Source organism: Hydrogenobacter sp. T-8 (genome assembly GCF_011006175.1).
GTDB classification, from domain to species: Bacteria; Aquificota; Aquificia; order Aquificales; family Aquificaceae; genus Pampinifervens; species Pampinifervens florentissimum.
Genome location: NZ_CP048795.1, coordinates 1,708,146 through 1,733,347 on the forward strand (window position 1 = coordinate 1,708,146; position 25,202 = coordinate 1,733,347).

General features: G+C 42.8%; 24 protein-coding genes, 1 tRNA gene and 1 pseudogene. 17 read left to right on the plus strand and 9 right to left on the minus strand.

Features of this window, described 5'->3' with window-relative positions:
• Window positions 1-7 precede the first annotated feature (7 nt).
• Window positions 8-649 carry a potassium channel family protein gene (locus G3M65_RS09855; protein ID WP_173834454.1) on the minus strand — a complete coding sequence of 214 codons (642 nt, stop codon included), beginning with the start codon at window positions 647-649 and terminating at the stop codon, window positions 8-10.
• Entirely contained in the window at window positions 646-1,974 is a 1,329-nt protein-coding gene (locus G3M65_RS09860) for a TrkH family potassium uptake protein (protein ID WP_173834456.1), read from the minus strand. Before G3M65_RS09860 ends, G3M65_RS09855 begins: the two co-directional genes overlap by 4 nt.
• Before the next feature lie 378 nt (window positions 1,975-2,352).
• Here G3M65_RS09860 and G3M65_RS10550 point away from each other — a divergent pair.
• Window positions 2,353-2,694: pseudogene (locus G3M65_RS10550) on the plus strand (MnmC family methyltransferase); the annotation flags it as partial.
• 205 nt (window positions 2,695-2,899) lie between these two features.
• On the opposite strand, the gene G3M65_RS09870 reads toward G3M65_RS10550, so the two are convergent.
• Window positions 2,900-2,972 (minus strand) — tRNA-Phe (locus G3M65_RS09870).
• A 35-nt stretch (window positions 2,973-3,007) separates the two neighbouring features.
• On the opposite strand from G3M65_RS09870, the gene G3M65_RS09875 reads away from it, so the two are divergent.
• The 5 genes from G3M65_RS09875 to G3M65_RS09895 all read left to right on the plus strand — a co-directional run bounded on the left by G3M65_RS09875 (window position 3,008) and on the right by G3M65_RS09895 (window position 7,932).
• Complete coding sequence (locus G3M65_RS09875) at window positions 3,008-3,907, plus strand: multiheme c-type cytochrome (RefSeq protein ID WP_173834458.1); 900 nt, start codon at window positions 3,008-3,010, stop codon at window positions 3,905-3,907.
• Window positions 3,908-4,007: 100 nt separating this feature from the next.
• On the plus strand, window positions 4,008-4,790 hold the full coding sequence (locus tag G3M65_RS09880) for a cytochrome c oxidase subunit 3 (protein WP_173834460.1): 783 nt from the start codon (window positions 4,008-4,010) through the stop codon (window positions 4,788-4,790).
• Between the two features lie 17 nt (window positions 4,791-4,807).
• Window positions 4,808-5,584 carry an SCO family protein gene (locus G3M65_RS09885; RefSeq protein WP_173834463.1) on the plus strand — a complete coding sequence of 259 codons (777 nt, stop codon included), beginning with the start codon at window positions 4,808-4,810 and terminating at the stop codon, window positions 5,582-5,584.
• Window positions 5,581-6,297, plus strand: coding sequence for a cytochrome c oxidase subunit II (coxB, locus tag G3M65_RS09890; protein ID WP_173834465.1), 717 nt, complete (start codon window positions 5,581-5,583; stop codon window positions 6,295-6,297). Before G3M65_RS09885 ends, coxB begins: the two co-directional genes overlap by 4 nt.
• Before the next feature lie 15 nt (window positions 6,298-6,312).
• Complete coding sequence (locus G3M65_RS09895; protein ID WP_173834467.1) at window positions 6,313-7,932, plus strand: cytochrome c oxidase subunit I; 1,620 nt, start codon at window positions 6,313-6,315, stop codon at window positions 7,930-7,932.
• Window positions 7,933-8,103: 171 nt separating this feature from the next.
• Here G3M65_RS09895 and G3M65_RS09900 read toward each other — a convergent pair whose 3' ends face one another.
• Window positions 8,104-10,707 (minus strand): BamA/TamA family outer membrane protein, encoded by a 2,604-nt coding sequence (locus tag G3M65_RS09900; RefSeq protein ID WP_173834469.1) that lies wholly within the window; start codon window positions 10,705-10,707, stop codon window positions 8,104-8,106.
• 15 nt (window positions 10,708-10,722) lie between these two features.
• Between G3M65_RS09900 and G3M65_RS09905 the strand changes: the two genes are divergently transcribed.
• Window positions 10,723-10,998, plus strand: coding sequence for a hypothetical protein (locus tag G3M65_RS09905; RefSeq protein WP_173834471.1), 276 nt, complete (start codon window positions 10,723-10,725; stop codon window positions 10,996-10,998).
• On the plus strand, window positions 10,985-12,106 hold the full coding sequence (locus G3M65_RS09910; RefSeq protein ID WP_173834473.1) for a pyridoxal phosphate-dependent aminotransferase: 1,122 nt from the start codon (window positions 10,985-10,987) through the stop codon (window positions 12,104-12,106). Before G3M65_RS09905 ends, G3M65_RS09910 begins: the two co-directional genes overlap by 14 nt.
• On the opposite strand, the gene G3M65_RS09915 is transcribed toward G3M65_RS09910, so the two are convergent.
• Window positions 12,091-12,744, minus strand: coding sequence for an OmpA family protein (locus G3M65_RS09915; RefSeq protein WP_173834474.1), 654 nt, complete (start codon window positions 12,742-12,744; stop codon window positions 12,091-12,093). The genes G3M65_RS09910 and G3M65_RS09915 overlap by 16 nt on opposite strands.
• 50 nt (window positions 12,745-12,794) lie before the next feature.
• Window positions 12,795-13,706, minus strand: coding sequence for an AAA family ATPase (locus tag G3M65_RS09920; RefSeq protein ID WP_173834476.1), 912 nt, complete (start codon window positions 13,704-13,706; stop codon window positions 12,795-12,797).
• Between the two features lie 36 nt (window positions 13,707-13,742).
• Here G3M65_RS09920 and rimP point away from each other — a divergent pair, with 36 nt between their 5' ends.
• From rimP to G3M65_RS09945, 5 genes are all read left to right on the plus strand, one after another.
• Window positions 13,743-14,216 carry a ribosome maturation factor RimP gene (gene rimP / locus G3M65_RS09925; RefSeq protein WP_173834478.1) on the plus strand — a complete coding sequence of 158 codons (474 nt, stop codon included), beginning with the start codon at window positions 13,743-13,745 and terminating at the stop codon, window positions 14,214-14,216.
• Entirely contained in the window at window positions 14,210-15,193 is a 984-nt protein-coding gene (gene nusA, locus G3M65_RS09930) for a transcription termination factor NusA (protein WP_173834480.1), read from the plus strand. Before rimP ends, nusA begins: the two co-directional genes overlap by 7 nt.
• Window positions 15,190-16,440 carry a class I SAM-dependent RNA methyltransferase gene (locus tag G3M65_RS09935; RefSeq protein ID WP_173834482.1) on the plus strand — a complete coding sequence of 417 codons (1,251 nt, stop codon included), beginning with the start codon at window positions 15,190-15,192 and terminating at the stop codon, window positions 16,438-16,440. The genes nusA and G3M65_RS09935 overlap by 4 nt, the downstream gene beginning before the upstream one ends.
• A gap of 154 nt (window positions 16,441-16,594) precedes the next feature.
• Window positions 16,595-18,886 carry a ribonucleoside-diphosphate reductase subunit alpha gene (locus tag G3M65_RS09940; RefSeq protein ID WP_173834484.1) on the plus strand — a complete coding sequence of 764 codons (2,292 nt, stop codon included), beginning with the start codon at window positions 16,595-16,597 and terminating at the stop codon, window positions 18,884-18,886.
• An 11-nt stretch (window positions 18,887-18,897) separates the two neighbouring features.
• A complete protein-coding gene (locus G3M65_RS09945; RefSeq protein WP_173834487.1) occupies window positions 18,898-19,926 on the plus strand; it encodes a ribonucleotide-diphosphate reductase subunit beta in 1,029 nt (342 codons plus the stop codon).
• Here G3M65_RS09945 and folK read toward each other — a convergent pair.
• A complete protein-coding gene (gene folK / locus G3M65_RS09950) occupies window positions 19,915-20,403 on the minus strand; it encodes a 2-amino-4-hydroxy-6-hydroxymethyldihydropteridine diphosphokinase (protein WP_173834489.1) in 489 nt (162 codons plus the stop codon). The genes G3M65_RS09945 and folK overlap by 12 nt on opposite strands.
• 9 nt (window positions 20,404-20,412) lie before the next feature.
• Complete coding sequence (fabG, locus tag G3M65_RS09955; protein ID WP_173834491.1) at window positions 20,413-21,162, minus strand: 3-oxoacyl-[acyl-carrier-protein] reductase; 750 nt, start codon at window positions 21,160-21,162, stop codon at window positions 20,413-20,415.
• 55 nt (window positions 21,163-21,217) lie between these two features.
• On the opposite strand from fabG, the gene G3M65_RS09960 reads away from it, so the two are divergent.
• From G3M65_RS09960 to G3M65_RS09975, 4 genes are read left to right on the plus strand one after another with little or no spacing between them, the layout of a single operon-like run.
• Entirely contained in the window at window positions 21,218-21,646 is a 429-nt protein-coding gene (locus G3M65_RS09960) for a DUF420 domain-containing protein (protein WP_173834493.1), read from the plus strand.
• Window positions 21,643-22,116: a 2-C-methyl-D-erythritol 2,4-cyclodiphosphate synthase gene (gene ispF / locus G3M65_RS09965; RefSeq protein ID WP_173834496.1), complete on the plus strand. Its 474-nt coding sequence runs from the start codon at window positions 21,643-21,645 to the stop codon at window positions 22,114-22,116. The genes G3M65_RS09960 and ispF overlap by 4 nt, the downstream gene beginning before the upstream one ends.
• Window positions 22,106-22,852 (plus strand): patatin-like phospholipase family protein, encoded by a 747-nt coding sequence (locus tag G3M65_RS09970; RefSeq protein WP_173834498.1) that lies wholly within the window; start codon window positions 22,106-22,108, stop codon window positions 22,850-22,852. Before ispF ends, G3M65_RS09970 begins: the two co-directional genes overlap by 11 nt.
• Window positions 22,842-24,182 carry an MATE family efflux transporter gene (locus G3M65_RS09975; protein WP_173834500.1) on the plus strand — a complete coding sequence of 447 codons (1,341 nt, stop codon included), beginning with the start codon at window positions 22,842-22,844 and terminating at the stop codon, window positions 24,180-24,182. The genes G3M65_RS09970 and G3M65_RS09975 overlap by 11 nt, the downstream gene beginning before the upstream one ends.
• Here the strand turns inward: G3M65_RS09975 and G3M65_RS09980 are convergent.
• Entirely contained in the window at window positions 24,177-25,184 is a 1,008-nt protein-coding gene (locus G3M65_RS09980) for a GGDEF domain-containing protein (protein ID WP_173834502.1), read from the minus strand. The two genes, G3M65_RS09975 and G3M65_RS09980, sit on opposite strands and share 6 nt — an antisense overlap.
• Window positions 25,185-25,202: the final 18 nt, after the last annotated feature.

The following is a 25,202-nucleotide window of genomic DNA, read 5'->3' on the forward strand; positions in this document are numbered from 1 at the left end:
TATATTATCACAGAACCCCTATCTTCTCCCTCCTGCCTAACACTACCAGAATGTCATCTTGAACTATTACCTCTTCAGCTGATGGGTTGACTATGAACTTGTCGCCTCTCTTTATGGCAAGGACTGTCACATCGTATTTTCTTCTTAAGTCAAGCTCCTTAAGGGTTTTGTTGTGCAGTCTCTGTGGCGGTTTCATCTCAAAGATGCTGTAGTTTTCCGCTATGGGTATTTCCTCTATAAACCCACCTACAAGAAGGGAATGAGCAAGTCTTATAGCCATATCCCTTTCAGGGTGTATGACCCTGCTTACTCCAAGCCTTTCAAGTATTCTTCCATGGAGAGGGTTTACCGCCTTGGCTATTATCTCCTTTATCCCAAGCTCCATAAGTTGGACTACTACCAATATACTTGCCTCTATGTTTTCACCAATGCTCACTATTACCGTATCCGCATTGGCAATGCCAGATTCTTTAAGAGCCTTCTCGTCAGTTGCATCCAATATAAAGGCTTGATGAACAAGCTCCGATATTTGTTTGACTTTTTCCTCATCTATATCACAAGCTATAACTTCCGCACCGCCTTCTGCAAGGGTTTTTGCCACATTAAAACCAAACCTACCGAGCCCTATAACTCCAAAGACCTTTTTCATAGCAAGAGCCTCGTCTCGGGAAGTTTCACATGACTTGGCTTTTCCTTACCCACTAACGCCAGCATAAAGCCAAGCACACCCACCCTTCCTGCTATCATGGTTAGAATTATAAGGAATTTACCAAGCGGTGAAAAGTCCGCAGAAAGGCTAAGTCCCTTGGGATTACCAAGGGAAAGCCCAACGGTGGAGAAGGCGGAAACCGTCTCAAAGAGAGCTGGGAGAAGTCTTATGTTTTCAAGCTCAGCCAAAAGTGTTGCCATGAAGGTGTTGTAAGCAAAGGCAAGACTGAGCACTACCATCGCCCTGTGAACCTGTGCATCTATAAGCCTCCTGCCAAAGACTACCACATCTGGTCTGCCTCTAATGTAAGAGAAAACAGCAAGAAATACAACCACTGCGGTTATGGTCTTTATGCCACCTCCTGTTCCACCCGGCGATGCACCCACGAACATTAAGTTTATAAGCACAAACTGAGAAGCTTCCGACAGTTTGCTTATGTCTATGGTGTTAAAGCCTGCGGTCCTTGCGGATATACTGTGAAACAAGCTTGCCAATATTTTCTCCTCCACAGATAAACCTTTAAACCTCCATATATCAAAAAGGAGCACGATAAACCCAAAAACTATAAGCACTGCGGAGGATAAAAAGACGAGCTTTGTGTGTGTGGAAAGCCTCCTAACCTCTCCCTTTTTGTAAAGTATTAGCTCATAGATAGTATAAAAGCCTATGCCCCCAATTACTATAAGAAGGCTTATTACCATATTGACCCATAAGTCTCCCTTAAAGCCCATAAGGTTTTCTGAGAAAGTGGAAAAGCCAGCGTTGTTGAAAGCGGAAATGGAATGAAAGATGCTTGCAAAGATGGCGTTAGCAGGGTCTTTTAACCTAAAGAGAAAAGAAGGAAACAAGGCAAAAGCACCAAGGAACTCAATGAAGAAAACTATAGGAATTATCCTCTTTACAAACCTTACAAGCCCGTGCATACCCGGATAGTTAAAGGACTCAGCCAGTATAAGCCTCTCCCTCAGACCCAATTTCCTTCTTAGGGCTATAAGGAAGTAAGTGGTAAAGGTCATATAACCCAGACCACCAAGCTGTATGAGAAGAAGGATAATAAACTTTCCAAAAAGGGTAAAATCCTTCTGTGTGTCCAAAACCACAAGCCCTGTAACTGTTGTAGCGGAAGTTGCAGTAAAGAGAGCATCAAGGTAGCTTATTGGTCTTAGAGTGGAGAGCGGAAGATAAAGAAGTAAAGACCCAGTGAGAATTACTCCAAGGTAGGAAAAGAGCAGTATTCTGTGAGGCGTCCACTCAAAACCTCGCATGTTTACCTTAAATTTTATACTGTGGACCTAAATGACCTTCTGGAAGAGCGTATAAGACAAAAGGCAGTTGCTCTACCGCAGGAAAACATAAGGCATATAATCCTTGAGTTGAAGGCTTGGCTAAAACCTTCCGTTGAGGAAAAGGGTATAGTTCAGACTCAATCTGGCGACTATACACTCGTCCATCCTCTATACGGAGAGCCTTACCATAGCCTATCCGCAGGTGCAATAAGAGAGTGTATTGAAAAATTTCTTGAGCCTTCTGGTTTGTTGGAAAAGGCAGAAAAGCTCAAAAAGGTTCGGATTCTTGACATAGGCTTTGGGCTTGGCTATAACATTGCAGTAGCCATAAAAAGGCTAAGAGACATAAACCCATCTATGGAAATAGAGGTTCTTTCCTTTGAGAAGGAGCTTCCTCAAAGTGTTCCACTTCTTCCAGAGGAGTTTGCCAAATTTCACAAACTTCTTTGGGACAATCTTCCAGAGTTTGAAAAGGACTGCATACGCTTTAGGTTATATCTTGGAGATGCAAGGCAGAGCATACTGGAGGTTTCTGAGTTTTCTGCGGATGCGGTCTTTCACGATGGCTTTTCTCCATACAGAAACCCCGAGCTTTGGACTTTTGACTTCCTGTCTCAGATAAAGAGGCTTATAAGCCAAGAAGGCACTTGGGTCTCTTACAGCTCTTCTTTGCCTGTGAGAAAAACCTTAAAGGAGCTTGGCTTTGGCATATGCACCACTAAAGGCGTAGGAAGGAAAAGAGGCGGAACTAAAGCCTGTCTTTTGTGTGAGGATAGCCTCTCGGAGGAGGAAAGGATAAAACTGAGCACTTCGCCCTATGCCATTCCCTTCCTTGACCCTACACTTAAAGGCGAACCTTTGGACATACTCATAGACTACAGGATAAGGGTTGAACTTCTAAAAGTGGCCCAGGGCGGAGTCGAACCGCCGACACCCCGGTTTTCAGCCGGGTGCTCTACCAACTGAGCTACCGGGCCTATGGGGATAATATTATATATCCAAGGAGGGAAAAATGACAGTTCTTTTTATCCTCTTTGCCTTTATAAGCTCCTGTGGAGAGGTGTTTGTGGAAAAGGACTTGCTTGAAAGACCACAAGCGAAAAGGTGTTCCGACTGCCATGCGGAGATATTCAAAGAGTGGGAAAAGAGTAGACATGCTATGGCGTGGAAAAGTGAAAAATTTAGGCTTGAAAGTGAGGAATACACAAAGACAAAATGTCTTTCTTGCCATGCTCCTCATCAAGTTGACCCAGAAATAAAACCAACGCTTAGAGTTGAGTTTAGAGAGGATGGAGTTTCTTGTGTCGCATGCCACTTTAAGGAACAAACAAAAGCCATGCACGGACCACACAAGGTATGGTCACCACCCCATCCTTCAAAACAAGACATTAACTACGCAAAATCCTTTTTCTGTGCTGGATGCCACCAAGAAACATACAAAGAATGGCACTTGACGAAGGTTCAAAAGTCCTGTCAGGATTGCCACATGCCCTCTATTGGGAACAAAAGACTTGTCCAGAAGTTCCCCTTTGAATACTTCCATACTAAAAAGCCAAGACACGACCATAGCTTTCCAGCAGGCATAGCAAAGCCCGAAGATATACAAATTGAGCTGGAAAGGGCAGAAAACCTTAGGTTGAAAATAACCAATGTGGGAGTTCCCCATAACCTCCCCACCGCAGACCAAGGAGACCCAAAGCTCTATATTATAGTAGATGCGGAATTACCCAATGGAGAGTCTTCCAGAATAGTTAGAGTTTTATCCTATCAGGCAAAGAATGCCCTCGTATACGGAATCCCTACCTACATTGAACTTCCTTGGCGGGAAGTGGAGAGCCTAAAGGTAAGCCTTCAAAGAAGGCTAAGCTGGAAAGAGGAAAGGGAAAAGATAAAGGAGGTCACTTTTAAGTAGTATAAGTTTTTCTTATAATACTATAAGAAATTGTGCATTGATTGTGCGTAAGAGGAATTATTAATATTTTTACCCCTACAAGCCTGAAAGGAGGTAAAAGATGGCACAGCACGAGGTGCACCACCATCTGGGAGAGCACGAGTATAGCTATTGGCCCCTGCCTGTAGGTCTTGCGGTCCTTCTTATCCCCCTTACCTTTATAGCCTTCATGGTTTGGCAAAAGCCCATGCTGGCTCTTATCTTTGGGGGTGTAAGTCTTGTCCTTTTTGTGCTTGGTATAGCTGGCTGGGTTCATGAGTTCTTCTCCAAGGGTCATGAAGAAGGGCTTGGTATGCCCGCCATGATGTTTTTCATAGTGTCTGAAGTGGTCATATTTGGAACTATGTTTGCCGGTTTCTACATGGCAAGAGCGACCCATGCGGATGTCTGGGCCCAGTGGGTTCCAAAAGGCATGAACTTAACAATACCTGTCATACTTACCTTCATCCTTTGGGCTTCCAGTGCTACGATAGCTATAGCGGAGAAGTTCTTTGAGAAGGGTAAGAATGGACTGTCCGCTCTTTTTGTCTTCTTCACTATAATTCTTGGCTCCGCCTTTATGGTTATACACATTATGGAGTGGCTACATCTGTGGCACGAGGGCTTTACCCTCAGCTCAAACATGTACGGCACTGGCTTTTACATGCTAACAGGCATACACACTTCTCACATAGTTGTTGGTCTACTTACCATGCTGGTAGGCATGTTTCTCCTTCTTACGGGTAAGGCTGGTGAGCATAAGGGACACACTTATATCAAAGCCATAACCATGTATTGGCACTTTGTGGATATTATGTGGCTTCTCGTGGCAAGCAGTGCATACCTGATAGGTAGCCTAGCATGAGGTTGTTTCTGTTTACGATGATAGTTCTTTCCACACTTTTTGCAAGAGAGCCTTACGAATACGGTAGATACACAAGCTATTATGGAGAGCAGGACGTTAGCGTGGTAAAAATTCAAGAGGACCTGTTCATCGGTAAAGAAGTTGCGGATGTTAGGGTAAAAACCCTGAGCGGTGAGGTCAGGCTTAAGGAATTTATAAAGGGCAAACCTACTGCCCTGCTCTTTGCATACTATACTTGCGATACTGTCTGCCCTATAACTGCAGAAAACCTCTACAAGCTATCAAAAAATCTCCCCAAAGACTACAGGTATGTGGTTCTCTCCTTTGACGAGAGGGATAACCTTAACACTATGAAGGAGTTTATGCAAAAGAACTTCCGCACGACTAATTTGCCCGATAACTGGCTTGTGGGAATTCTCTCCAAGGAAGACATAAGAGCAATAACCCAATCCGTGGGATACAAGTTTTACTTCATAGATAGAGATAAGATATTCATCCACCCCAATGTGACTGTGTTCCTTTCCCCAGAGGGCAGGGTAATGAGATATCTGTATGGTGCCTTCTTAAGGGATAAGGACATAAGCCTTGCCTTTGTAGATGCTCAGAGGGAAAAGCCTTCAATAAACAACATTGTAGACCTTGCTATACTTGCCTGTTATAGGTATGACCATGCAAGAAGCAGGTATGTGATAGACCCAACCCTAATATTTGCGGGCATTGGAATTCTTGGTGTTATAGGCACTTTTACTCTTGCATATTTTTACAGTAGAAATAGAAAGGAGGTGCACCCATGAAAGAAGTGCTTGCCTATCCTGCCAACTATTGGCAGACTATGTATGAAATATGGCTGTTTATAGCGGTGGTTATCTACCTTGTGGTTTTCATACCCGGAGCGTATTTTCTCGTTAAATACCGCTACAAAAAGGGTGCTAACGAAAAGGCACAGCATGTGCATGAAAGCAAAGCTCTTGAAGTTCTCTGGACTATAATACCCACAATAGTTGTCATATACTTAGCGACGCAGAGCTTTGCCTTTTACAGGGTTCAAAGGACTGCTCCTGAGGGTGCTATGGAAATAAAGGTTACTGCTTTTATGTGGGGTTGGGAATTTGAGTATCCAAACGGTAAGAAGGTATTTTCCTTCTTCAACAGCGTGGTAAATCCAGAAACCAACGCTTACCTAAAGCCAGAAGAGGTAAACGATATGTTCAAGGCATATATACCTGCGGGAACACCCATAAAAGTGCTCCTAACCTCAAGGGATGTGATCCACTCCTTTTATGTTCATCCAGCAAAGGTAACTGAGGACGCTGTGCCTGGAAGGATAACCCATATGTGGTTCCAAATAAACCAACCTGGTGAATACTGGATCTTTTGTAGGGAATACTGTGGAACACAGCACTCAAAAATGGCAGCGGTGCTAAAGGTCGTTCCCAAAGACCAGTTTGAAAAGTGGCTTAAGGAAGGTATGCAAACAAGCAACTTTTCAGATAAACAAAACCTTTAAAGGAGGTGCATCACCATGGCAGCGGTAAGCTACAGACCGTATTTCAGTGCGGGTCTGAAAGAGTGGATATTCACCACAGACCACAAAAAGATAGGCATCATGTATGGAGTGACCAGCCTCGTGTTCTTCCTTATAGCTGGTCTGTCTGCACTTGCTATAAGGATGGAGCTTTTTCAGCCTGGGCTTCAGTATATGAGTGAAGATACTTACAATCAGGCTCTTACAGTGCATGGAGTCCTCATGCAATTTTGGTGGGCGGTTGCCATATGGAGTTCCTTTGGAAACTATCTTCTGCCTTTGATGATAGGGGCAAGGGATGTGGCTTTTCCAAGACTGAATGCCCTTAGCTATTGGTTTTTCTTTGCTGCAAGCGTTTTAGCCCTTATAACACTCCTTCCTGGCAATCACATAAGAATGATGTGGACAGGCTATCCTCCCTTTTCTCTGAACGATAATGCCGGACCTGTTGCCTTCTATGCCCTTATAATCCACCTTCTTGGTGCTTCTTCTTTGGCAAGTGCAATAAACCTGGTGGTAACAAATCTTACAATGAGGGCACCGGGTATAACCCTTAAGAAAATGAACCTCTTTTTGCACTCCTTCCTTGCAATGAATGTCATTCAGATACTGGGTGTGCCAGCCCTTGCGGGTGCGGTAACTATGCTCCTTATGGATAAATATTTCCACACAGCCTTCTTTGACCCCACAAGAGGTGGAGACCCACTTCTGTATCAAAACCTTTTCTGGTTTTACTCTCACCCCGTTGTCTACGTTATGATACTGCCTGCCTTCGGTCTTATATCTGAGATGATAGCTACCTTTTCAAGGAGGGAGATATTTGGAAGGACCTCTATGATAATAGCCATATGGGGCATTGCAATCCTTGGCTTTATGGTCTGGATACATCATATGTTTACCAGCGGTGTGCCAGACTGGATAAGGATAATCTTTTCCTACACCACAGTTCTTATAGGCGTTCCAACAGGTATAAAGATATTTAACTGGATATTTACTCTCTACAAGGGTTCTGTCAGATTTACAACACCCATGTTATACACCCTTTCCGCCATATTCATGTTCCTCATAGGTGGTCTTACTGGTATACCTCTTGGTCTTCCTGCTTTTGATATTGCGGTTCATGACTCTCACTTTGTTGTAGCTCACTTTCATTATGTGCTTGGTATGGCTCTTACCCTCGCAGCCTTTGGTGGCTTCCACTATTGGTATCCCAAGTATACGGGTAGGATGTATAGTGAGTTCTGGGCAAAGATTGCTCTCGTGCTTATAATGATAGGTTCAAACCTTTTCTATTTCCTTCAGTTTATAGTAGGTCTTGAGGGTATGCCAAGAAGGTATGCGGACTACCCTGCAATAGAGAGCTGGATTAGGCTTCATGAACTTCAAACCATAGGTGCTATGATACTTGGCTTTGGTGTCTTTATAGCTCTTGCAAACCTCATACTTTCCACTAAGTTTGGCAAAAAGGCAGAAGACAATCCCTGGCAGTCCCCATCTCTCGAGTGGCTTGTTCCTTCACCACCACCACCACACAACTTTGACAAGACTCCTCATATGCCAGAAGACTGGGACCCATACAACTACGAGTGGCTTGAAAAACAGCATAAGAAACAGTAAAACCTTGGGGGCTTATGCCCCCCTTAGAAACATGAAGAAAAAACTACTCTTTCTCATATTTTTGGGTGTGGCAGGCTTTTCCTTCTTACTGAGTGCACTTTACTTTACAAACCCCCAATATAGAAAGGAAAAGATAGGCCACTATAAGCAAAAAATTGAAAAAAGAAGACCTCAATAGTAATAGCCCACAGACAGGTAGACCTTAAACTTATTCAGCCATTTTTCTTCAAAGGGAAAGGCTACATCCAGTCTTATGGGTCCTATTGGTGTATTTACACCTAATGCTAAGCCCACATCAGCCTTGAGATTTTTAAATAAATCCTTAGGCTTGTCGCTAACACTTCCAGCATCTCCAAAGGCAACTCCCACGAATGGCTCTCTCAGAGGAAATATAAATTCAAGTCTTCCAAAAGTGTAGTACTTACCACCGTTAGGCTGACCTACCTCTTCAAAGGAATAACCTCTCAGGTCTCTAAGACCGCCTAAGAAAAATCTGTCAAATATGGGTGCATCACCCCAGACTGCACCTCCTGCCACTTTGAAGCTAAGTTTAAAATTTCTTGGCAGTGGTATGAGATAGAAGGTGGATAGGTCAAATCTGGTGTAACGTGCATCGCCTTCTGCAAGACTAAGGTTTACGCTATCGTAGTGTATTCTGCTTGGTGAGAAGATGTCATCCTTAAACTCTCTTAAGAGAAATACTCCGTACTTTCTGAGGTTATACTTCTGCCCATCTACCTCGTTCCTAAGAAGGCTAAAGACAGGACCTATAGATGTATTCCTAGTTATCCTATAGCCTAATTGAAGGTTAGAGCCGTATGAATCAAGGTTATAGCTTTTGTGCTCTTCATAAGTTTTAAACATGTTAGACTTGAGCCAGTATCTACTTGAAAACAGAAAGTTGTCTGAGAGGCTAAGTTCATAAAGCTCTCTTTTACCGGTTTTTCTATATTTCAAGCCAGAGGAAAGCCCAGCTCCAAATAAATTCCTTAAGCCAATAAAAGCCTCAAGAGATATATTTTCTTCCGTGTTGTATCCAATAGAAAGGTCAAAAATACCTCTTTTGTCCTCTGATACCTGAATTAGTCGGTGAACCACCTTCTTTTCTTTGTCAACAAAGGTGTCTATTGACACGCCGTTAAATATACCGCTGGTTAGCATGTTGTGTAACGTTTCATCATCAAGATTTTGTGAGTAATTCTGTGCTCTTTTTGTCATATAAGATAGCTCTCTTGGTGAGGTCTTTTCATAGCCATAGTAGATAGTATCACCGAGCTTGTAAACCTGCCCCTCTTCCACTTTGTATGTATATATGTAGAATATGTTTTCTCCTTCCTCTTGGACCTTAACATCTATATCAAAATTGCCGTCCATTAGACCTTTTTTGAGGAAATAATTTTGTAAGTCTATGTTTATGGCTTCAATTAGGTTTGTGTTGAATATGGCAGGTAGTTTATCTCTATATTTGCTAAATAGTTCCTTTATATCCTTGTTTTCGCCTTCATACTTTACATCCTTTAGTATCTGCCTTTTTCCCGGATTTATATCAAACTCTACCTTTACCTCTTTTTTGTCTCTAAGGACTTCCCTTTTTAATCTACCATCTGCAAGCGTATAGCCTTCTTTGTATAACTTTTCCAGTTTAGACTTAAGGATTTTTTCTAACACATCCTCATCATAAAACTGTCCGTCAAAGCCTTCCCCAAGGATTTTATATCTGTCTCCTTCCTGTATTTTGAAATTTATAGTGTATTCTGTCATTTCATATTCAACTTTCACATCAAAGAAACCCTTCTTCTGATATGCTCTTATTATGTTTTCCCTTGCTTCCTCAAGTGAAAAGGGGTCAACACCCTTGCTTTGTAGACCGCTTATAGCGGTAAGCTCCTTTTCTGTAAAGAAGCTTGCTCCTTCTGAGTTAATTTTATATCTCCTACCTTCAATTATCTGAAACACGGGTCTTGCAATAAAGCCCCTTCCCGTTATGGCTCTGAAGGTGGCAATTGGATGGCTAAAAAGGTTTGAGATGCCCTCAGATAAAGAACCAAGAAACTTGAGGGGTTTTCTCCTAATCTCCCTATCTCCAGGCATAAGCACATGGTAGAAGGGTCTGCTCAATCTTAATTTTCCCAGTCCCTCATAATACACAAAACTGTCCCAGAAGCCCTCCCTAATGTAAAAGTCTTGAAGCTGAAAAACACTCTCTCTGAAAAAACTTTCCTTTACTACCCTGCCTCTTACAAGCCCTATGGACTCATCCAAAACAGAAGACGGATAGCTTGCTCCTCTGTATACTCCCTCATCTGTAAAATAAACAGGCCCCTCATCTATTCCTATATATAGGTCTATGTAGCCATCTTCATCTTTTATTAATGTAACCCCTACAGACGCGTCAAGAAAGCCTCTATCCATGTATAATCTTTTGACCCTTTCTTCCACATCCAAATCTTTGAACTCCGGACCTCGCACTGGCATTCCCTCATAGAAGCCAAGATAAGATAGTATCTCCTCTCTGATAAGTGCCACATTTCCCTTTATATGTATAGACCTTATTATGGGAAGTCTTTCCACGTAGATGTATATTCCTTCTTCACTTTCCATAAGGTAAACATCTTTTACATCTTCTATCTTTCTTATGATATCCACCATGTCCCTGTAATTCCGCTCGTTAATAACCCTTTCCATGTTGCTTTTCCTCAGCGGGTAGTTGGACATTATGAAAACCTGGGCAAAAAGGCTCAATGGGAAAAATAGAAGAAGAATGAGGAAAAGCATAGTATAATTTTAGCAATGGAGCTCGGCAAAAGAGTGCTGTTTTCTCCTAATGGGCTGAATTACTTAGATGTTATGAAAAAGGACAAGAAGGCAGTCGCCATTGAGTTTGAAGCCATACTTCTAAAGGAAATTATGAAAGAAGCCTTTAGACCTATGTTAGAGGGAAAATCCTTTGATACTAAGTTATACTACGATACCTTCCTTGAAAATGTTAGCAGGAAGTTGGCAGAGGCTGGTGGTATAGGCATAGCAAAGTTTATGCTTGATAATCTAAGAGATGGGAAGACTTGACAGAGTAAGCCCGTTTATAGTTATGGACATTCTTAAAGAAGCCCAAGTCATGGGGGATGTGGTTCATATGGAGATAGGTGAGCCAGACCTTGAGCCTCCACCTTCTGTCCTGGAAGCCCTTGAAAGAGCTATCAAAGAAAAAAGGTTCTACTACACACCCAGTCTTGGTCTATGGGAGCTTAGAGAACTCATAGCTCAGCACTATTATCAGTATTATGGCGTTGAGGTCTCACCTTCTAGGGTTGTTATAACAACTGGAACATCAGGAGCATTCCTTGTAGCTTATACCATATTAATGGATGCAGGGCAAAAAGTTGTGCTTTCTGACCCTTCCTATCCCTGCTATAAAAACTTTGCCCATGTGCTTAACATAAACCCTGTTTTCGTAAATGTGGACAAAAGCACAGGATATCAGATAACTCTGGACCATCTTAGAGAAGTCGGGGACTTTACCGCTGTTCACATATCATCTCCTGCAAATCCCACGGGCACTCTTTATCAGGATGAAAATCTCAGGTCTTTGATAGAATACTGCGAGGAGAAGGGTAAATACTTTATATCCGACGAGATATATCATGGACTTGTATACGATAGAAAAGAAAGAACCGCTCTTGAGTTTAGTGAGAGGGCTATAGTTATAAATGGCTTTTCAAAGGCTTTCTGTATGCCCGGCTTTAGGCTTGGTTGGATGATACTTCCTGATGAGGTTATGGTCAGAAGGGCAGAGCTAATTATACAGAACCTCTTCATATCTGCTCCCGTATTGAGCCAATACTCCGCCCTTGGAGCCTTTGACTACGAATACCTTGAAAGGGTTAGAGAAATTTACAGAAAGAGAAGAAACCTTCTATACCAAGAGCTGAAGGATGTTTTTGATATTGATGCATACCCAGAGGGGGCTTTTTATCTTTGGGCAAGGGTAGAAAGGTATGGTCTTGATGGCTATAGTCTATCACAGAAACTTTTAAAGGAAGCTAAAGTTGCTGTTACACCTGGCGTAGATTTCGGGGATAACAATACAGACAAATACATAAGGATATCCTTTGCCAAGGATGGGGGCACCCTCAAAGAGGGTGCCAGAAGGATAAGAGATTATTTTATGAGGTAGACCCTTACAGCCCTTTGCTGGGCGTGTTTTGGACCGAGAAGGTCCGCCACTTCCTTACCGTAAGACGCTATCCTTATTCTTCCTATATCCACACCCTTCCTTGCTAAATAGCTGGCAACCATTTGTGCCCTCCACATGGAGAGGTTGAAGTTGTATCTGCTGCTTCCTCTTGTGTCCGCAAAGCCAACTATTAGGATTTCTCTGTTATCCCCTGTTAGTTTTCCAACCATATCATCAAGCTTTTTTGCCTCGGAAGACTTTATGTTGAACTTGTCAAAGTCAAAGTAAACAACACCCACCTCCTCAAGTTGCCACTTGTATGGACCAACACCTTCTTCCTTCTTAGGGGCTGGTGCTGGTGCCGGTCTGCTTTCAAGAGCCCTTATGCGTCTCTCGTGGTCTTCTGCAGTATTTTCTAACTTCTTGACCCTTCCCTCAAGGTCATTGACTTTCTTGCTAGCCTCTTCTGCCAGCCTCTTGCTCTCCACTATGGCATCAAAATAGCCCTTATAGCACTTGTCCAACATGTACTTGGAGTAAAACTCCTGTGGGCTTCCACAGGGGTCCATGGGCTTTTGCTTATCCTGAGCCATTACAAAGCCTGAAGCTAATGCCATGGCAAGTGCGATTTTCTTCATGTTGCCACCTCCTTTCCCCTATATTATACATCGTTTTTATGAAAAAATTATTAAGGTTTAAACCTTGCTTTGATATTTTCAACTATGTCTCCTATTATTTGGTCCGCCTGCTGTCCGTCCCTTGTTATTATCCTGTGAGAAAGACAAAGGGGTGCAAGTTCAAAGATGTCTTCTGGGACCACAAAGTCCCTGTCTTTGGTATAAGCCAGTGCTTTGGCACAGTTTATCAAGTGTATCAGTCCTCTAGTGGATACACCGAGAAGTATATTTGGGTGCTGTCTAGTTGTATGAGCTATCTCCACCGCAAGGCGAGCAACTTCCGGAGATACATAGCACTTTTTTATGTTTTCCATGAGAGATATGATATCCTGGGTCTTTACTACCGTCTTTAGCCTCTCCACTTTCTCAAGGGGATTTTCTCCTCTAAGTATCTGGGCTTCTGTTTCCATGTCTGGGTATCCAAGGCTAAGCCTCATGCTGAATCTGTCCAGCTGAGATTCTGGCAGAGGATATGTTCCGTGCTGTTCTACAGGGTTTTGGGTGGCTATTACAAAGAAGGGCTGAGGAAGCTCGTAGGTTATTCCATCAACAGAAACCTTACCCTCCGCCATTGCTTCAAGCAATGCACTCTGGGTTTTGGGTGTAGCCCTGTTTATCTCATCCGCAAGTATGAGGTTGTTAAATATTGGTCCCTTTTTAAAAACAAAGGACTTCTTTGACTGGTCATAAAGGCTCACTCCGAGTATGTCCGAAGGGAGAAGGTCGCTTGTAAATTGAATCCTTGCAAAGGACAGCCCTAAAACTTTTGCCATGGAAAGGGCAAGGGTGGTTTTCCCTACGCCAGGCACATCTTCCAAAAGAAGGTGTCCGCCAGAAAGAAGGCATATGAGGGAATATTTTACTATTTCATCCTTCCCCCTGAGCACCCTCTTTACTTCCGATATAACAGCTTCAAGTTCCATACCAAGAACATTATACAGTGCTATAATTGTAGAACCATGCATTTACAAGAAAAGTTGATAGCGGAAAAGGTTAAGGAGATGGTGGAGCCTATAGTGAAAAACATGGGCTACAGGTTATTTGACGTGGAGTTTAAATCTGAAAGGGGATGGGTCTTAAGGGTGATACTTGACAAAGAGGGTGGTATAACCCTTGGCGACTGTGAGGAAGTAAGCAAAAGAATAAGCGCATTGTTGGACGTGGAAGATATAATACCTGTATCTTATGTGCTTGAAGTGTCTTCGCCTGGGCTCACCAGAGAGCTTACCAAACCCTCCCACTTTGAGTTTTTCCAAGGAAGGCTTATAAGGGTTGTCCTTAGAGAACCCGTAGAGGGTAAAAGGGATATGAAGGGATACATAGAGGGGGTTAAAGAAGGCATCCTTCAGCTAAGAGAAAAGGAAACGGGTAAAGAATATCATATTCCTCTTTCTTTCATCGCAAGGGCTAACTTGGAGATTGAAAGATGGTAAAGAATCTAAAAAAACTTATAGAACAGGTTGCAAAGGATAAGAACCTTCCGGAATGGGTTGTGGAAAGGTCTCTTAAGAACGCTATAGCCCTTGCCATAAAAAAAGATAGAAGAATAAGGGATGACCTTGAAGTGCACCTTGAGGATGACCAGATAAGGGTGTGCGTAGTGAGAAGAAAAAACGGTGAAGTGGTAAAACTTCCCCTGGACATATCAACAGAAGATGTAAACAGGATCGCAGCTCATGCAGCGAAGGAGGAATTCCTAAAAGAGCTGGAGAAGGCAGAAGAAGAAAGGGGATACCTTGAGTATTTAGAAAGAGAGGGAGAGATAGTCTTTGGTATAGTAAGAAAGATAACAGAAGAGGGTGATGTAATAGTGGACCTTGGTAAGGTTGTGGGGATAATCCCAACGAGAGAGCAGATAAAAAAAGAAGAGTACAAACAAGGGAGCAGGCTTAAGGCTTTGCTCCTAAGCGTAAGCAGGAGAAAGGGTAAATATGAGATAATTCTTTCAAGAACCCACCCAAAGTTCCTCAAAAAACTCATAGAACATGAAGTTCCAGAAGTTGCAAGGGGTGATGTGGTTATAAAAGCCATAGTGAGAGAGCCGGGGGAGAGAGCAAAGGTGCTCGTGCATTCTGAGGACACCAAGATTGACCCCGTGGGTGTTATAGTAGGAGTGAGAGGTTCAAGGATAGCTCCCATATCTGAGGAACTCTCTGGTGAGAAGATAGATGTGATAAGGTGGACGCCCAACGAGGAGGAGCTCATAAAAAGAAGTATCTCTCCTGCTCCCGTGTCAAAGATAAGGCTTGACAGAAAAAACAGAAGGGCTGAGGTGGCAGTGCCAAAGGAAAAGCTATCCCTCGCCATAGGCAAGCATGGTGTAAATGTGAAGTTGGCAAATAAACTCACGGGCTGGTATATAGACGTTATGTCTGAGGAAGACTTTGAAGCCCTCACGAGACTTTCATGAACCTGCAAGAGAGCCTCTACATAAAGAAGCTCGTTTACGGTGGTTATGGTCTTGCACAGAAGGAAGGGAAAAGTGTCCTTGTGGACTATGCACTTCCTGGTGAGATAGTAGAAGTTCAAACCCTTCAGGAAAAGAGAGATTACCTTCTTGCAAAGACAAAGAGGGTGATACTCCAATCCTCCACAAGAAGAGAAGCACCCTGTCCCTACTTTGGAATCTGTGGAGGTTGTCAACTCCAACATATGGAATATCCGACTCAGGTAAGGTCAAAAGAAGACATACTTCTTGAGACACTAAACAGAATAGGGAAACTGGAGCTAAAGAGTCTTGAGCCTTCTCTATTTTCTGAGGAGTTTGGCTATAGGGTCAAGGTTCAGTTTAAGGTTTCTGGGGAGAAGTTGGGATTTTTTGAAAGGAGAAGCCATAATATAGTAGAGATAAAAGAATGCCTTGTTGCTCATCCTGCCATAAATGACCTTATCCCTTCTCTCAAAGAGCTTGCGAAAAAGGTAGATGGTTTAAAGGAGATACATGTTTTCTACTCTCCTAATGAAGGAGAGTTTTTGATAAAACTCCTCTCAGAAAAGTCTTTTCCAAAGGAAAAACTAAAAAAGCTCATAGATAATCTTCTTCCTAAAAGGGTGATAGGTGTAGGTGTGTATATAGAGAATAGACTCTACAGTCTTGGTAGGGATTTTACCTTTGTAAAGGTAGGTTCATACAAGTATAGGATGAGTATGGACTCTTTTATTCAGGTTAACCACTTTCTTTGGGAAGACTTTGTCAACTTCGCAGTGCCAAAGGAAAGATATAACCATGTGCTTGAATTACACTGCGGTATAGGATTTTTCAGCTTTTTCTTGGCAGAAAGGTCTAACTTTGTCCTCGCTTACGATGTTAACAGGTCAGCTATAAGAGATGCGGAATACAACGCAAAGATAAACTCCGTAGGTAATGTGAGTTTTCAACATGAAAGCGGTTTTGAAGCCTTAAAAAAGCATGCGGGAGAGCCTATAGATTTGCTCTTTCTTGACCCCCCAAGGTCGGGTCTTTCTGAAGGCGAGGCAAAGCTCGTCTTGAAGAATAAACCCAAGGAGATAGTGTATGTTTCTTGCGAACCTACAACCTTGGCAAGAGACCTAAAGGTCTTAGTAAAAGGTGGCTACAAGATTCTTGGCGTCAGGATGGTAGATAACTTTCCAAACACTTACCATATTGAGGCAATAGCCCATCTAAGAATGGAGTGATGCACTTCAGAAGTATTTTTATGGAAGAACCCATATTAAGGATTTAGGGGTGGAGGGCATGACTTTTCAAGGAACTCTGAGTTTGCCATATGGTATCCGTAGTCATAAACTAAGACCATTGCTATCCATAGAATATAAGGAAAGGAGGTAAACTATGCATGTCCTTAAAAGGAGCGGAAAGAAGGAGTCTTTGGACATTTCCAAGATACGCATAGTCATAGATTTCGCATGCGCAGGTATAGATGTAGACCCTATGGAGCTTGAGCTGGATGCCCAGATACAGTTCAGAGATGGAATAAGCACAAAGGAAATACAACAGCTCCTTATAAGGACCGCAGCGGAGAAGGTTTCACCTCAGACACCCCAATGGCAGTATGTGGCGGCAAGGCTACTTTTGTATGACCTCTACAAAGATGTAGGGCATCTCAGAGGCTACAAGGTAAAGGACAAGATAAATGGTAAATACAAACCCTATAACCCAGATAGCTTTTACAGGCTCGTTAAGACCTATGCGGATAGGGGTATATACGGGGATTATCTCCTAAGGGAATACACGGAAGAAGACTTTAATACCCTTGCAAGGTATATAGACCCTGATAGAGACCTGCTTTTTAACTACACGGGCATAAAGGTGCTCGCAGACAGGTATTTGGTAAGGGACGAGGATGGAAACATAGTGGAGCTCCCTCAGGAAATGTATATGCTTGTGGCTATGACCTTGGCTATACCGGAGAAGAAGGAGGAAAGGCTAAAGTATGCAAAGCTCTTTTATGACCTTATGAGTAAGCATGAGATATCTTTGGCAACTCCTACCCTTATGAATGCACGCAGGACTCATACACAGCTTAGCTCCTGCTTTGTGTTAACGGTGGATGATGACCTTTATGATATCTTTGATAACGTGCAAAAGGCTGGGCAGATATCCAAGTTTGCAGGCGGTCTTGGTATATACTTGGGCAAAATAAGGGCAACGGGTGCTCCTATTAGAAAGTTCAAAGGTGCAAGCTCTGGAGTGCTTCCTGTGGTGAAGATTCTAAACGATGTGATGATATATGTGGACCAACTTGGTATGAGAAAGGGTTCTGCCTCCATAACCCTTGATATATGGCACAAGGATGTTTTGGATTTCCTTGAGGTAAAGACCAACGTGGGAGATGAGAGGAAAAAGGCTCACGATATACATCCGGCTATAGCCATACCAGACCTCTTTATGAAAAGGCTCAAGAACAGACAAAAGTGGACTTTGCTTGACCCCTATTACTGCAAGAAGGTGAAGGACGGGAAAAACCTTGAAGATTTCTATGGAGAAGAGTTTGAAAGGCTTTATGAAAAATTGGAAAGGGAACTGCCAGCACATGCAAAGAAGGAAGTGGACGCCTTTGAACTTTGGAAAAGGCTTTTGACGGTGATTTTTGAAACTGGTGAGCCATACATATTCTTTAGGGATACCGCAAACAAACTAAACCCCAACAAGCATTGTGGTATGGTATACAGCTCTAACCTGTGCCATGAGATAGTGCAAAACATGTCTGCAACCATCCACATGGAGGATACGCTTACAGAGGATGGAATTATAGTTCACAAGAAGAAGGCTGGAGATGTGGTAGTTTGTAATCTTGGGTCTGTTAATCTTGGCAAGGTCTACACACAGGAGGACATGGAAAGGGTTGTGCCACTGCTCGTGAGGATGTTGGATAATGTGATAAGTATGAACTTCTACGCCATAAAAGAGGCAGAATGGACAAACAAAAGATACAGGTCAATAGGCATAGGAGTGAGCAACTACCACTACTGTCTTGTAAAGCATGGCATACAATGGGAGTCAGAGGAGCACCTTGAGTTTGCAGATGCCCTATTTGAAAGGTTGGCTTACTATGCTATAAAGGGTTCAATGCAGTTGGCAAAGGAAAGGGGAAGGTATGAGCTTTTTGAAGGTTCAGACTGGAGCAAGGGTATATTCTTTGGTAGGAGCGCAGAGGAAAATACAAGGATTTCTAAGAACGGCTTTGACTGGGTAGGTCTTGCAGAGGAGGTGAAAAGCTACGGCATGAGAAATGCCTACCTTATTGCGGTGATGCCCACGGGTTCTACCTCCCTCATCGTGGGTGCAACACCTTCGGTAGACCCCATATTCGCCAAGTATTACAAGGAAGAGAACATGTCTGGAATACTCCCTCAAGTGCCACCAGAAATAGATAAGTACTTCTGGCACTACAAAAGTGCCTACAACATAGACCAGGAGTGGGTCATAAGAGCTGGTGCGGTAAGGCAGAAGTGGATAGACCAAGCACAATCTCTTAACCTCTTCATAGACCCAGAGAACATAGATGGTCCTAAGCTCTCTAAACTTTACGAGCTTGCATGGGAGCTGGGTTTGAAAACCCTTTATTACACAAGGAGCAAGTCTATGACCGATATAGAAGAGTGCGAAAGTTGTTCCACCTAAGGAGGTAAAAAATGGAAAGGACTATAATCTTTAACCCCGAAGGCGACAGAGAACCATCAAAGAGGAAGATAGTCTTTGGAAACCCTACCAACATAATGGAACTAAACAGCGTCAAGTATCAGTGGGCTTTTGACCTTTATAAGACCATGGGCTTTACCAACTTCTGGATACCAGAAGAGATTCCCATGCACGAAGATAGAAAGCAGTATGAAAAGGAACTCTCTGAGTATGAAAGGAGAGCCTACGAAATGGTATTGTCCTTTCTGATAGCTCTTGACTCCTATCAGGTAAACATGCTAAAGGAGTTTGCCCGCTATATAACCGCACCAGAGCTTGTTATGGCTCTTACTTCTCAAGAGTTTCAAGAGGCACTGCACAGCTATTCATACCAGTTTATCCTTGAAAGCGTCGTGGACCCGAGGGTTGCGGACGAGATATACAACTACTGGAGGCAAGACAAGGTTCTTATGGAGAGAAATAGGGTAATCGCAGAGCTATATAACGGGTTTATAAGAAAGCCCACTGAGGAAAACTTTATAAAGGCGGTTTTTGGCAACTATGTGCTTGAGAGCCTATACTTTTACTCTGGCTTTGCCTTTTTCTATACCCTTGGAAGACAGGGAAAGGTAAGGAACACTGTCCAGCAGATAAAGTATATAAACAGAGACGAGCTAACCCACGTGACCCTCTTTAGGAACATAATCTTAACCCTCAAAGAAGAACAGCCTGAGCTTTTCACTCCAGAGATTGAAAAGTGGGTCTATGAGTTTTTCAAGTTTGCCACAGAAAAGGAAATAGAGTGGGGTAAGTATGTCACCCAGAACCAGATACTGGGTCTTAATGACTATCTTATAGACAGGTATATAAAGTATCTCTCTAACCTTAGGCTTACTCAACTTGGCTACAAGCCATTATATCCTGAAGTTACAGAAAACCCTATGAAATGGATAGACCAGTTTAGGACTATAAATGACACAAAGACGGACTTTTTCCAAGCAAAACCTCAGACTTATGCCAAAAGGAGTGAATTAAAATGGTAAAAGGCAAGCAAAGGGAGTAAGGTTGTTTTCAAGCCTGCTTGCGTATTCTTGAAGTTTGACCTTGCTTGCGGGATGTATAAGGTTGGGGTTTAATTCAAGAAGTGGAAAAAGGAAAAAGTCTCTTTCTGTAAGGTAAGGATGTGGAATACGGAGAAAGCTAAGCATCAAAATATGGTTTTCATAGAGTAATATATCAAGGTCTATCTCTCTTGGTCCCCACCTTTCCCTTGGTTTCCTACCAGCCTGTCTTTCTATGTTTTTCAAAATCTCAAGAAGTCTTATAGGGTTAAGCTCTGTTTCAAACTCAAGGACGCCATTTATAAAAACTGGCTGGTCTGTCTTGCCCCATGGCTGGCTAAGGTATAGTGTGGAAACCTTTTTTATTGAGCCATAACCCTTTAGAAGCTCCAAGGCTTTTATTATGTAATTGAGCCTGTCCTCTACGTTGCTCCCAAAGGCTATATAGCATAAAGGCATAAAAAAAAGTTAATACATACCACCATTTACATGCAGAACTTCACCGGTAATATAGCTGGCATAGTCTGAACACAGAAACACCACCGCGCCCGCCACATCCTCTGGCTTTCCAAACCTACCAAGTGGTATGTTCCTTAGATAGGCTTGCTTTAGCTCATCGCTTAACACTGAAGTCATATCCGTTTCTATAAAGCCTGGTGCTACCGCATTGACAGTTATGTTCCTGCTTGCCAGCTCCTTGGCGAGGCTTTTGGTAAATCCAATAAGGGCAGATTTTGTTGAGGAGTAATTTACCTGCCCTATGTTACCCGTAAAGCCTACCACAGAGGATATGTTTACTATCCTACCCCATCTTTTCTTAAGCATACCCTTTACCGCAAGGGAGGTTATAAGAAAAGTTCCAGTAAGGTTTACTCTAAGGACTTCTTCCCAGTCCTCAAGGGACATTCTCAAAAAGAGCTTATCCTTTGTTATGCCTGCGTTGTTTACGAGTATGTCTACTCCACCAAAAAGGGACTCTATCCTTTCGTAGGCAGAGGTTATGGAGTCCTTTTCGGACATATCCATGGCAACACCAAGGGTTTCTACACCGTAAGTTTGTGCTATTTCCTTTGCTACCTCTTCCGCCCTACCTTGGTCTCTCCCTGTTATTATTACCCTTGCACCTGCCTTTGCAAAATACTGGGCTATGGCTTTTCCTATTCCACGAGTAGAGCCTGTTATAAGGGCGTTCTTACCATTTAGCTCTATATGAAACATGCTAAGATTTTAACATAAGCTGAAGAAAGCACCAAGTGGTTGTATAATAGAAACCATGCTTACCACTTTTATAACTCTTTTGAGTATGCTTACCATATCTGTAAGTGGAGTTGCCATAGTTCTTGGTATATTTCTCATAAAGTCTGGCAAAAGAGAAGCTCACAAAAAGGCTATGATAACCGCCTCAGTGTTTGCCCTTATATTTGTCCTCCTATATATCCTTAGGAACGTTCTTCAGGCTCAAGGGCTCGTGCCTGTTGGAAAGTATGAGGGTCCCTACAGAGGGCTGTTTCTTTTTATTCTCTGGTCTCATACCGCTCTTGCCATAGTGAACTTTCCTCTTGCGGTTATAACCCTGAGGTATGCCTTTAAGGGATTGTTTGAAAGGCACAGGAAAATTGCCCCCATAACTGCTTTTGTCTGGATATACGTAGCTGTGACGGGTTGGCTTATCTTCTACTTTATGCAGTTCCTTAACCGATGAACATAAGAATAGGACTTGGTTTTGACTCACATGCCTTTGAAGAAGGCAAACCATTAAAGCTCGGTGGTGTAGTTATTGATTTCCCTCTTGGACTAAAGGGACATTCAGACGCAGATGTTTTGCTCCACGCTATAACTGACGCCATACTTGGTGCATTGGGTGAACCCGACATAGGGCAGATATTCTCCGATAAGGACCCAAGGTGGAAAAAGGCGGATTCTAAGGTTTTTCTCCAAGAGGCTATAAATAGAATGAGGCAAAAAGGTTATCGCCTTATAAACCTTGACTGTGTTATTGTGGCGGACAAACCTAAGATAGCACCTTACAAGGATGCCATAAAGGAAAACCTCTCAAGGATGCTGGAAATAGCACCGGAGAACATTTCAATAAAGGGAAAGACAAGAGAAGGGTTTTGTAGAGAAGACGGGATTGCCTGTTTTTGCACTATCCTTTTAATACATGAAGGTTAACCTTGCACTTTCTGGTGGAGCATCTCGTGGCATAGCACATATAGGCGTAATAAAGGCTCTTGAGGAGCTGGGTTTTGAGATATCTGCGGTGAGCGGTGTAAGTGCTGGAGCTTTGGTGGGTGCCTTTTACTGCGATGGATACACTCCAGAAGAAATGCTAAGGGTTGTAAAGTCAAAGGACTGGCTCAGATATCTTAGACCCACTGTGCCAAGGCTTGGGCTAATATCCCTTAGGGATGCGGAAAAGTATCTTAGGAATATGCTTTCTACAGACAGTATAGAAGGGTTAAAGAAAAGGCTCTTTATCGGTGCGGTAGACCTCAAGAGTGGTAAAACCTTGTATTTTAAAAGTGGAAGCCTGTTTCCAGTTTTGTTAGGTAGCTGTGCTTTACCTGGCATATTTGAACCTATAAGGTATAAGAATTACCTTCTCGTAGATGGTGGCATAACCAACAACTTACCTGTTGAACCTCTTCTTGGAATGGAAGGGTTGCTCGTGGGTGTTGATGTGAACCCAAATACGCCACTGGAAAAGGTGGGAAATATCTTTCAAGTTCTTGTGCGGAGTTTCCTTTTGGCGGTTAGGTCTAACGCAGACAAAAGAAAGGAGCTATGTAATGTTTTAATAGAGCCTGAACTATACTCTTATTCACCCCTTAGCCTTTTGAAAGCGGATGAGCTATATAAGCTTGGCTACGAAAAAACCATGCAGGTAATGAGAGCCTATGTCCCATAACAGAGTGCTCATAGACCCTTCAGAAGGTAAGTTAAAGGTCGCACGTAAAGTTCTAAAGCTGGCATTCCCCATAATTTTGTCAAACTTGCTATACACAGTAGAGAGTGCCTTCTCTGTAATTTTGGTTTCTGGACTATCCGCCTCTGCGGTCGCTGCAGTTGGGTATTCCGCCAGCATGCTCTGGTTCATATACTCCCTTATGGCTCTTGCCTATACAGGGACATCTGTGCTTGTAGCCCAAAGGGTTGGAGCTGGCAAAGACCCATCACCTGCACTCCTCTGGGGCATTATTCTTTCCTTCCTAATAGCACTCCCTCTTACCTTCTGGGGTAAGGACTTGGTTTCCTACCTTATGCTTACCTTTGGAGCATCTCAAAATGTGGTAAACCTTGCAAGAGAATATTTAGAACCTGTATTTCTCTTTATAACCATTGGCTTTATCACCAACGCCATATATGCAGGCTATAACGGATACGGAGACACAAAAACACCCTTCAAGGTTGCCCTTCTTATGAATGTGGTCAATATAGGCTCCGCTTACCTTCTCATATATGGTAAGTTTGGCTTTCCAAGACTTGAAGTTGCAGGTGCAGGCTGGGGTATAGCCTTATCGGAAGTAGTGGGTCTTGCCTTTTATGTCTACCTTTATGCAAAGCACAGAAAGCCCTTTCCCATTAAGCTGAGCTTGAGAGGAGACATACTCCTTCAAATGCTCCGCATAGGAACGCCCACCGCCATAGAGAGGGCTTTTACAAGCCTTTCTTTTAACATCTTTGTAGGTCTTGTTGCCCAGTTTGGGGATAAGGTTCTTGCAGCGCATCAAATAGGACTAAGAGTAGAGAGCGTTTCTTTTATGATAGGGTTTGGTATGATGATAGCTTCCACCACCTTAGCAGGACAGAACTACGGAGCAAAGAACTTTAAGGGACTTGACTACGGTGTGAGAGTTAGTGCCCATACCACCGCCCTTATAATGGGTTTAATAGGACTTCTGATAGCCCTATTTCCTCAGTATTTTTCCCTCATATTTACAAGAGACAAAGAGGTTATAAGCTATGCGGTTTACTATCTTGTTATAGTAGCCCTCTCTCAACCCCAGATGGCTTACGCCAGCATATTCTCAGGCTCTCTAAAAGGTATGGGTAAAACCCACATACCCCTTGTGGTAAACTTATCTTCTTTTTGGCTCTTTAGAATAATCCCCTCTATGATATTTCTGAAATTGCTACCAAGCCCAATAGTCCCTTGGGTGTTCATGAGTATTGAAACTACCCTCAGGGCTCTAATCTTTTACTGGGCATACAAGAGGGAGATAAGGAAAAACTTATGAGTTTTTGCTTTTCTTTTGATGATACATAAGGTAGTCCGCCTCTTTTATCATCTCTTCCAGGCTGGAAAACCTGTCCTCTGACTCAACCACTCCGTAGCTAAAGGATAAACTAACCTTTTCACCCTCAACAACTACTTCTAAGTCCTCTACAGCCTTTTTAAGCCTTTCCGCTACAGCTATTGCCTGCTCCCTTCTCGTCCCTGGCATAAGCACAGCAAACTCATCACCTCCCCACCTCGCTAGTATATCCTTAGCCCTAAGGTTTTGCCTCAGTAAGAGGGCTATGCGTCTAAGCACCAAATCCCCAGCGGAATGTCCATAGAGGTCGTTTACCCTTTTGAATCCATCAAGGTCAATAAGGACAAGGGAAAATATGGCTTGTCTTTTTTTATACTCCTCAAAAGATTCCCTAAGTGCCCTTTCAAAGGACCGCCTGTTGAAGGTGTTTGTAAGATAGTCTATATTCGCCTCTGTTTCCGCTTGTTCCAGTCTTTCCTTAAGTTCCTCTATCATATGTTGTTGTTCCTCTATCCTCTTAAGGAACCTTTCATTCTGAGCTTTTATGTCCCTTATGTGCATAAGGAGTTCCAGTATCAGTGGTGTAAGCTCGCTTTCAATGGCTTTCTTTTCAATGTGGGACAGCTCCTCTTCCTTCTTATCCGCATAGTCCTTGTGTTCCTTTATAAGCCTATGGAATTCCTCCATTAGCTTGCCCAGCACCTCAAGGGTCAATTCCACATCAAACTTCACATCGCTTATCTTTTCATCTTTGTATATGGTCTGATATACCTCCACAATCTCCGCATCTGGAGGGAGTTTACCCTTTTCAAGCAGATGACAAAAGACCAAAAACCACCTTTCGTAGTTTCTTGGTGTGGGCAATATGTTATTTCTCACAAGAAACTTCAACTCCTCCCTTATTATCTCCCCGAGCAATTTGACTTCATTATCATTGAGAGGTAGTCCCCTCGTTATCTTTGAATAAAGTTCACACTTGTTCATTTCTTCCCTTTGTAAATA

Excerpts from the sequence above, each read along its gene's own strand:
- coxB (WP_173834465.1), top strand. The coding sequence starts at position 5,581 with ATGAAAGAAGTGCTTGCCTATCCTGCCAACTATTGGCAGACTATGTAT.
- G3M65_RS09875 (WP_173834458.1), top strand. The coding sequence starts at position 3,008 with ATGACAGTTCTTTTTATCCTCTTTGCCTTTATAAGCTCCTGTGGAGAG.
- fabG (WP_173834491.1), bottom strand. The coding sequence starts at position 21,162 with ATGTTTCATATAGAGCTAAATGGTAAGAACGCCCTTATAACAGGCTCT.
- G3M65_RS09905 (WP_173834471.1), top strand. The coding sequence starts at position 10,723 with ATGGAGCTCGGCAAAAGAGTGCTGTTTTCTCCTAATGGGCTGAATTAC.
- G3M65_RS09910 (WP_173834473.1), top strand. The coding sequence starts at position 10,985 with ATGGGAAGACTTGACAGAGTAAGCCCGTTTATAGTTATGGACATTCTT.
- G3M65_RS09975 (WP_173834500.1), top strand. The coding sequence starts at position 22,842 with ATGTCCCATAACAGAGTGCTCATAGACCCTTCAGAAGGTAAGTTAAAG.
- G3M65_RS09900 (WP_173834469.1), bottom strand. The coding sequence starts at position 10,707 with ATGCTTTTCCTCATTCTTCTTCTATTTTTCCCATTGAGCCTTTTTGCC.
- ispF (WP_173834496.1), top strand. The coding sequence starts at position 21,643 with ATGAACATAAGAATAGGACTTGGTTTTGACTCACATGCCTTTGAAGAA.
- G3M65_RS09880 (WP_173834460.1), top strand. The coding sequence starts at position 4,008 with ATGGCACAGCACGAGGTGCACCACCATCTGGGAGAGCACGAGTATAGC.
- nusA (WP_173834480.1), top strand. The coding sequence starts at position 14,210 with ATGGTAAAGAATCTAAAAAAACTTATAGAACAGGTTGCAAAGGATAAG.
- G3M65_RS09945 (WP_173834487.1), top strand. The coding sequence starts at position 18,898 with ATGGAAAGGACTATAATCTTTAACCCCGAAGGCGACAGAGAACCATCA.
- G3M65_RS09855 (WP_173834454.1), bottom strand. The coding sequence starts at position 649 with ATGAAAAAGGTCTTTGGAGTTATAGGGCTCGGTAGGTTTGGTTTTAAT.
- G3M65_RS09895 (WP_173834467.1), top strand. The coding sequence starts at position 6,313 with ATGGCAGCGGTAAGCTACAGACCGTATTTCAGTGCGGGTCTGAAAGAG.
- G3M65_RS09885 (WP_173834463.1), top strand. The coding sequence starts at position 4,808 with ATGATAGTTCTTTCCACACTTTTTGCAAGAGAGCCTTACGAATACGGT.
- G3M65_RS09940 (WP_173834484.1), top strand. The coding sequence starts at position 16,595 with ATGCATGTCCTTAAAAGGAGCGGAAAGAAGGAGTCTTTGGACATTTCC.
- rimP (WP_173834478.1), top strand. The coding sequence starts at position 13,743 with ATGCATTTACAAGAAAAGTTGATAGCGGAAAAGGTTAAGGAGATGGTG.
- G3M65_RS09915 (WP_173834474.1), bottom strand. The coding sequence starts at position 12,744 with ATGAAGAAAATCGCACTTGCCATGGCATTAGCTTCAGGCTTTGTAATG.
- G3M65_RS09935 (WP_173834482.1), top strand. The coding sequence starts at position 15,190 with ATGAACCTGCAAGAGAGCCTCTACATAAAGAAGCTCGTTTACGGTGGT.
- G3M65_RS09860 (WP_173834456.1), bottom strand. The coding sequence starts at position 1,974 with ATGCGAGGTTTTGAGTGGACGCCTCACAGAATACTGCTCTTTTCCTAC.
- folK (WP_173834489.1), bottom strand. The coding sequence starts at position 20,403 with ATGCCTTTATGCTATATAGCCTTTGGGAGCAACGTAGAGGACAGGCTC.
- G3M65_RS09920 (WP_173834476.1), bottom strand. The coding sequence starts at position 13,706 with ATGGAACTTGAAGCTGTTATATCGGAAGTAAAGAGGGTGCTCAGGGGG.
- G3M65_RS09980 (WP_173834502.1), bottom strand. The coding sequence starts at position 25,184 with ATGAACAAGTGTGAACTTTATTCAAAGATAACGAGGGGACTACCTCTC.
- G3M65_RS09970 (WP_173834498.1), top strand. The coding sequence starts at position 22,106 with ATGAAGGTTAACCTTGCACTTTCTGGTGGAGCATCTCGTGGCATAGCA.
- G3M65_RS09960 (WP_173834493.1), top strand. The coding sequence starts at position 21,218 with ATGCTTACCACTTTTATAACTCTTTTGAGTATGCTTACCATATCTGTA.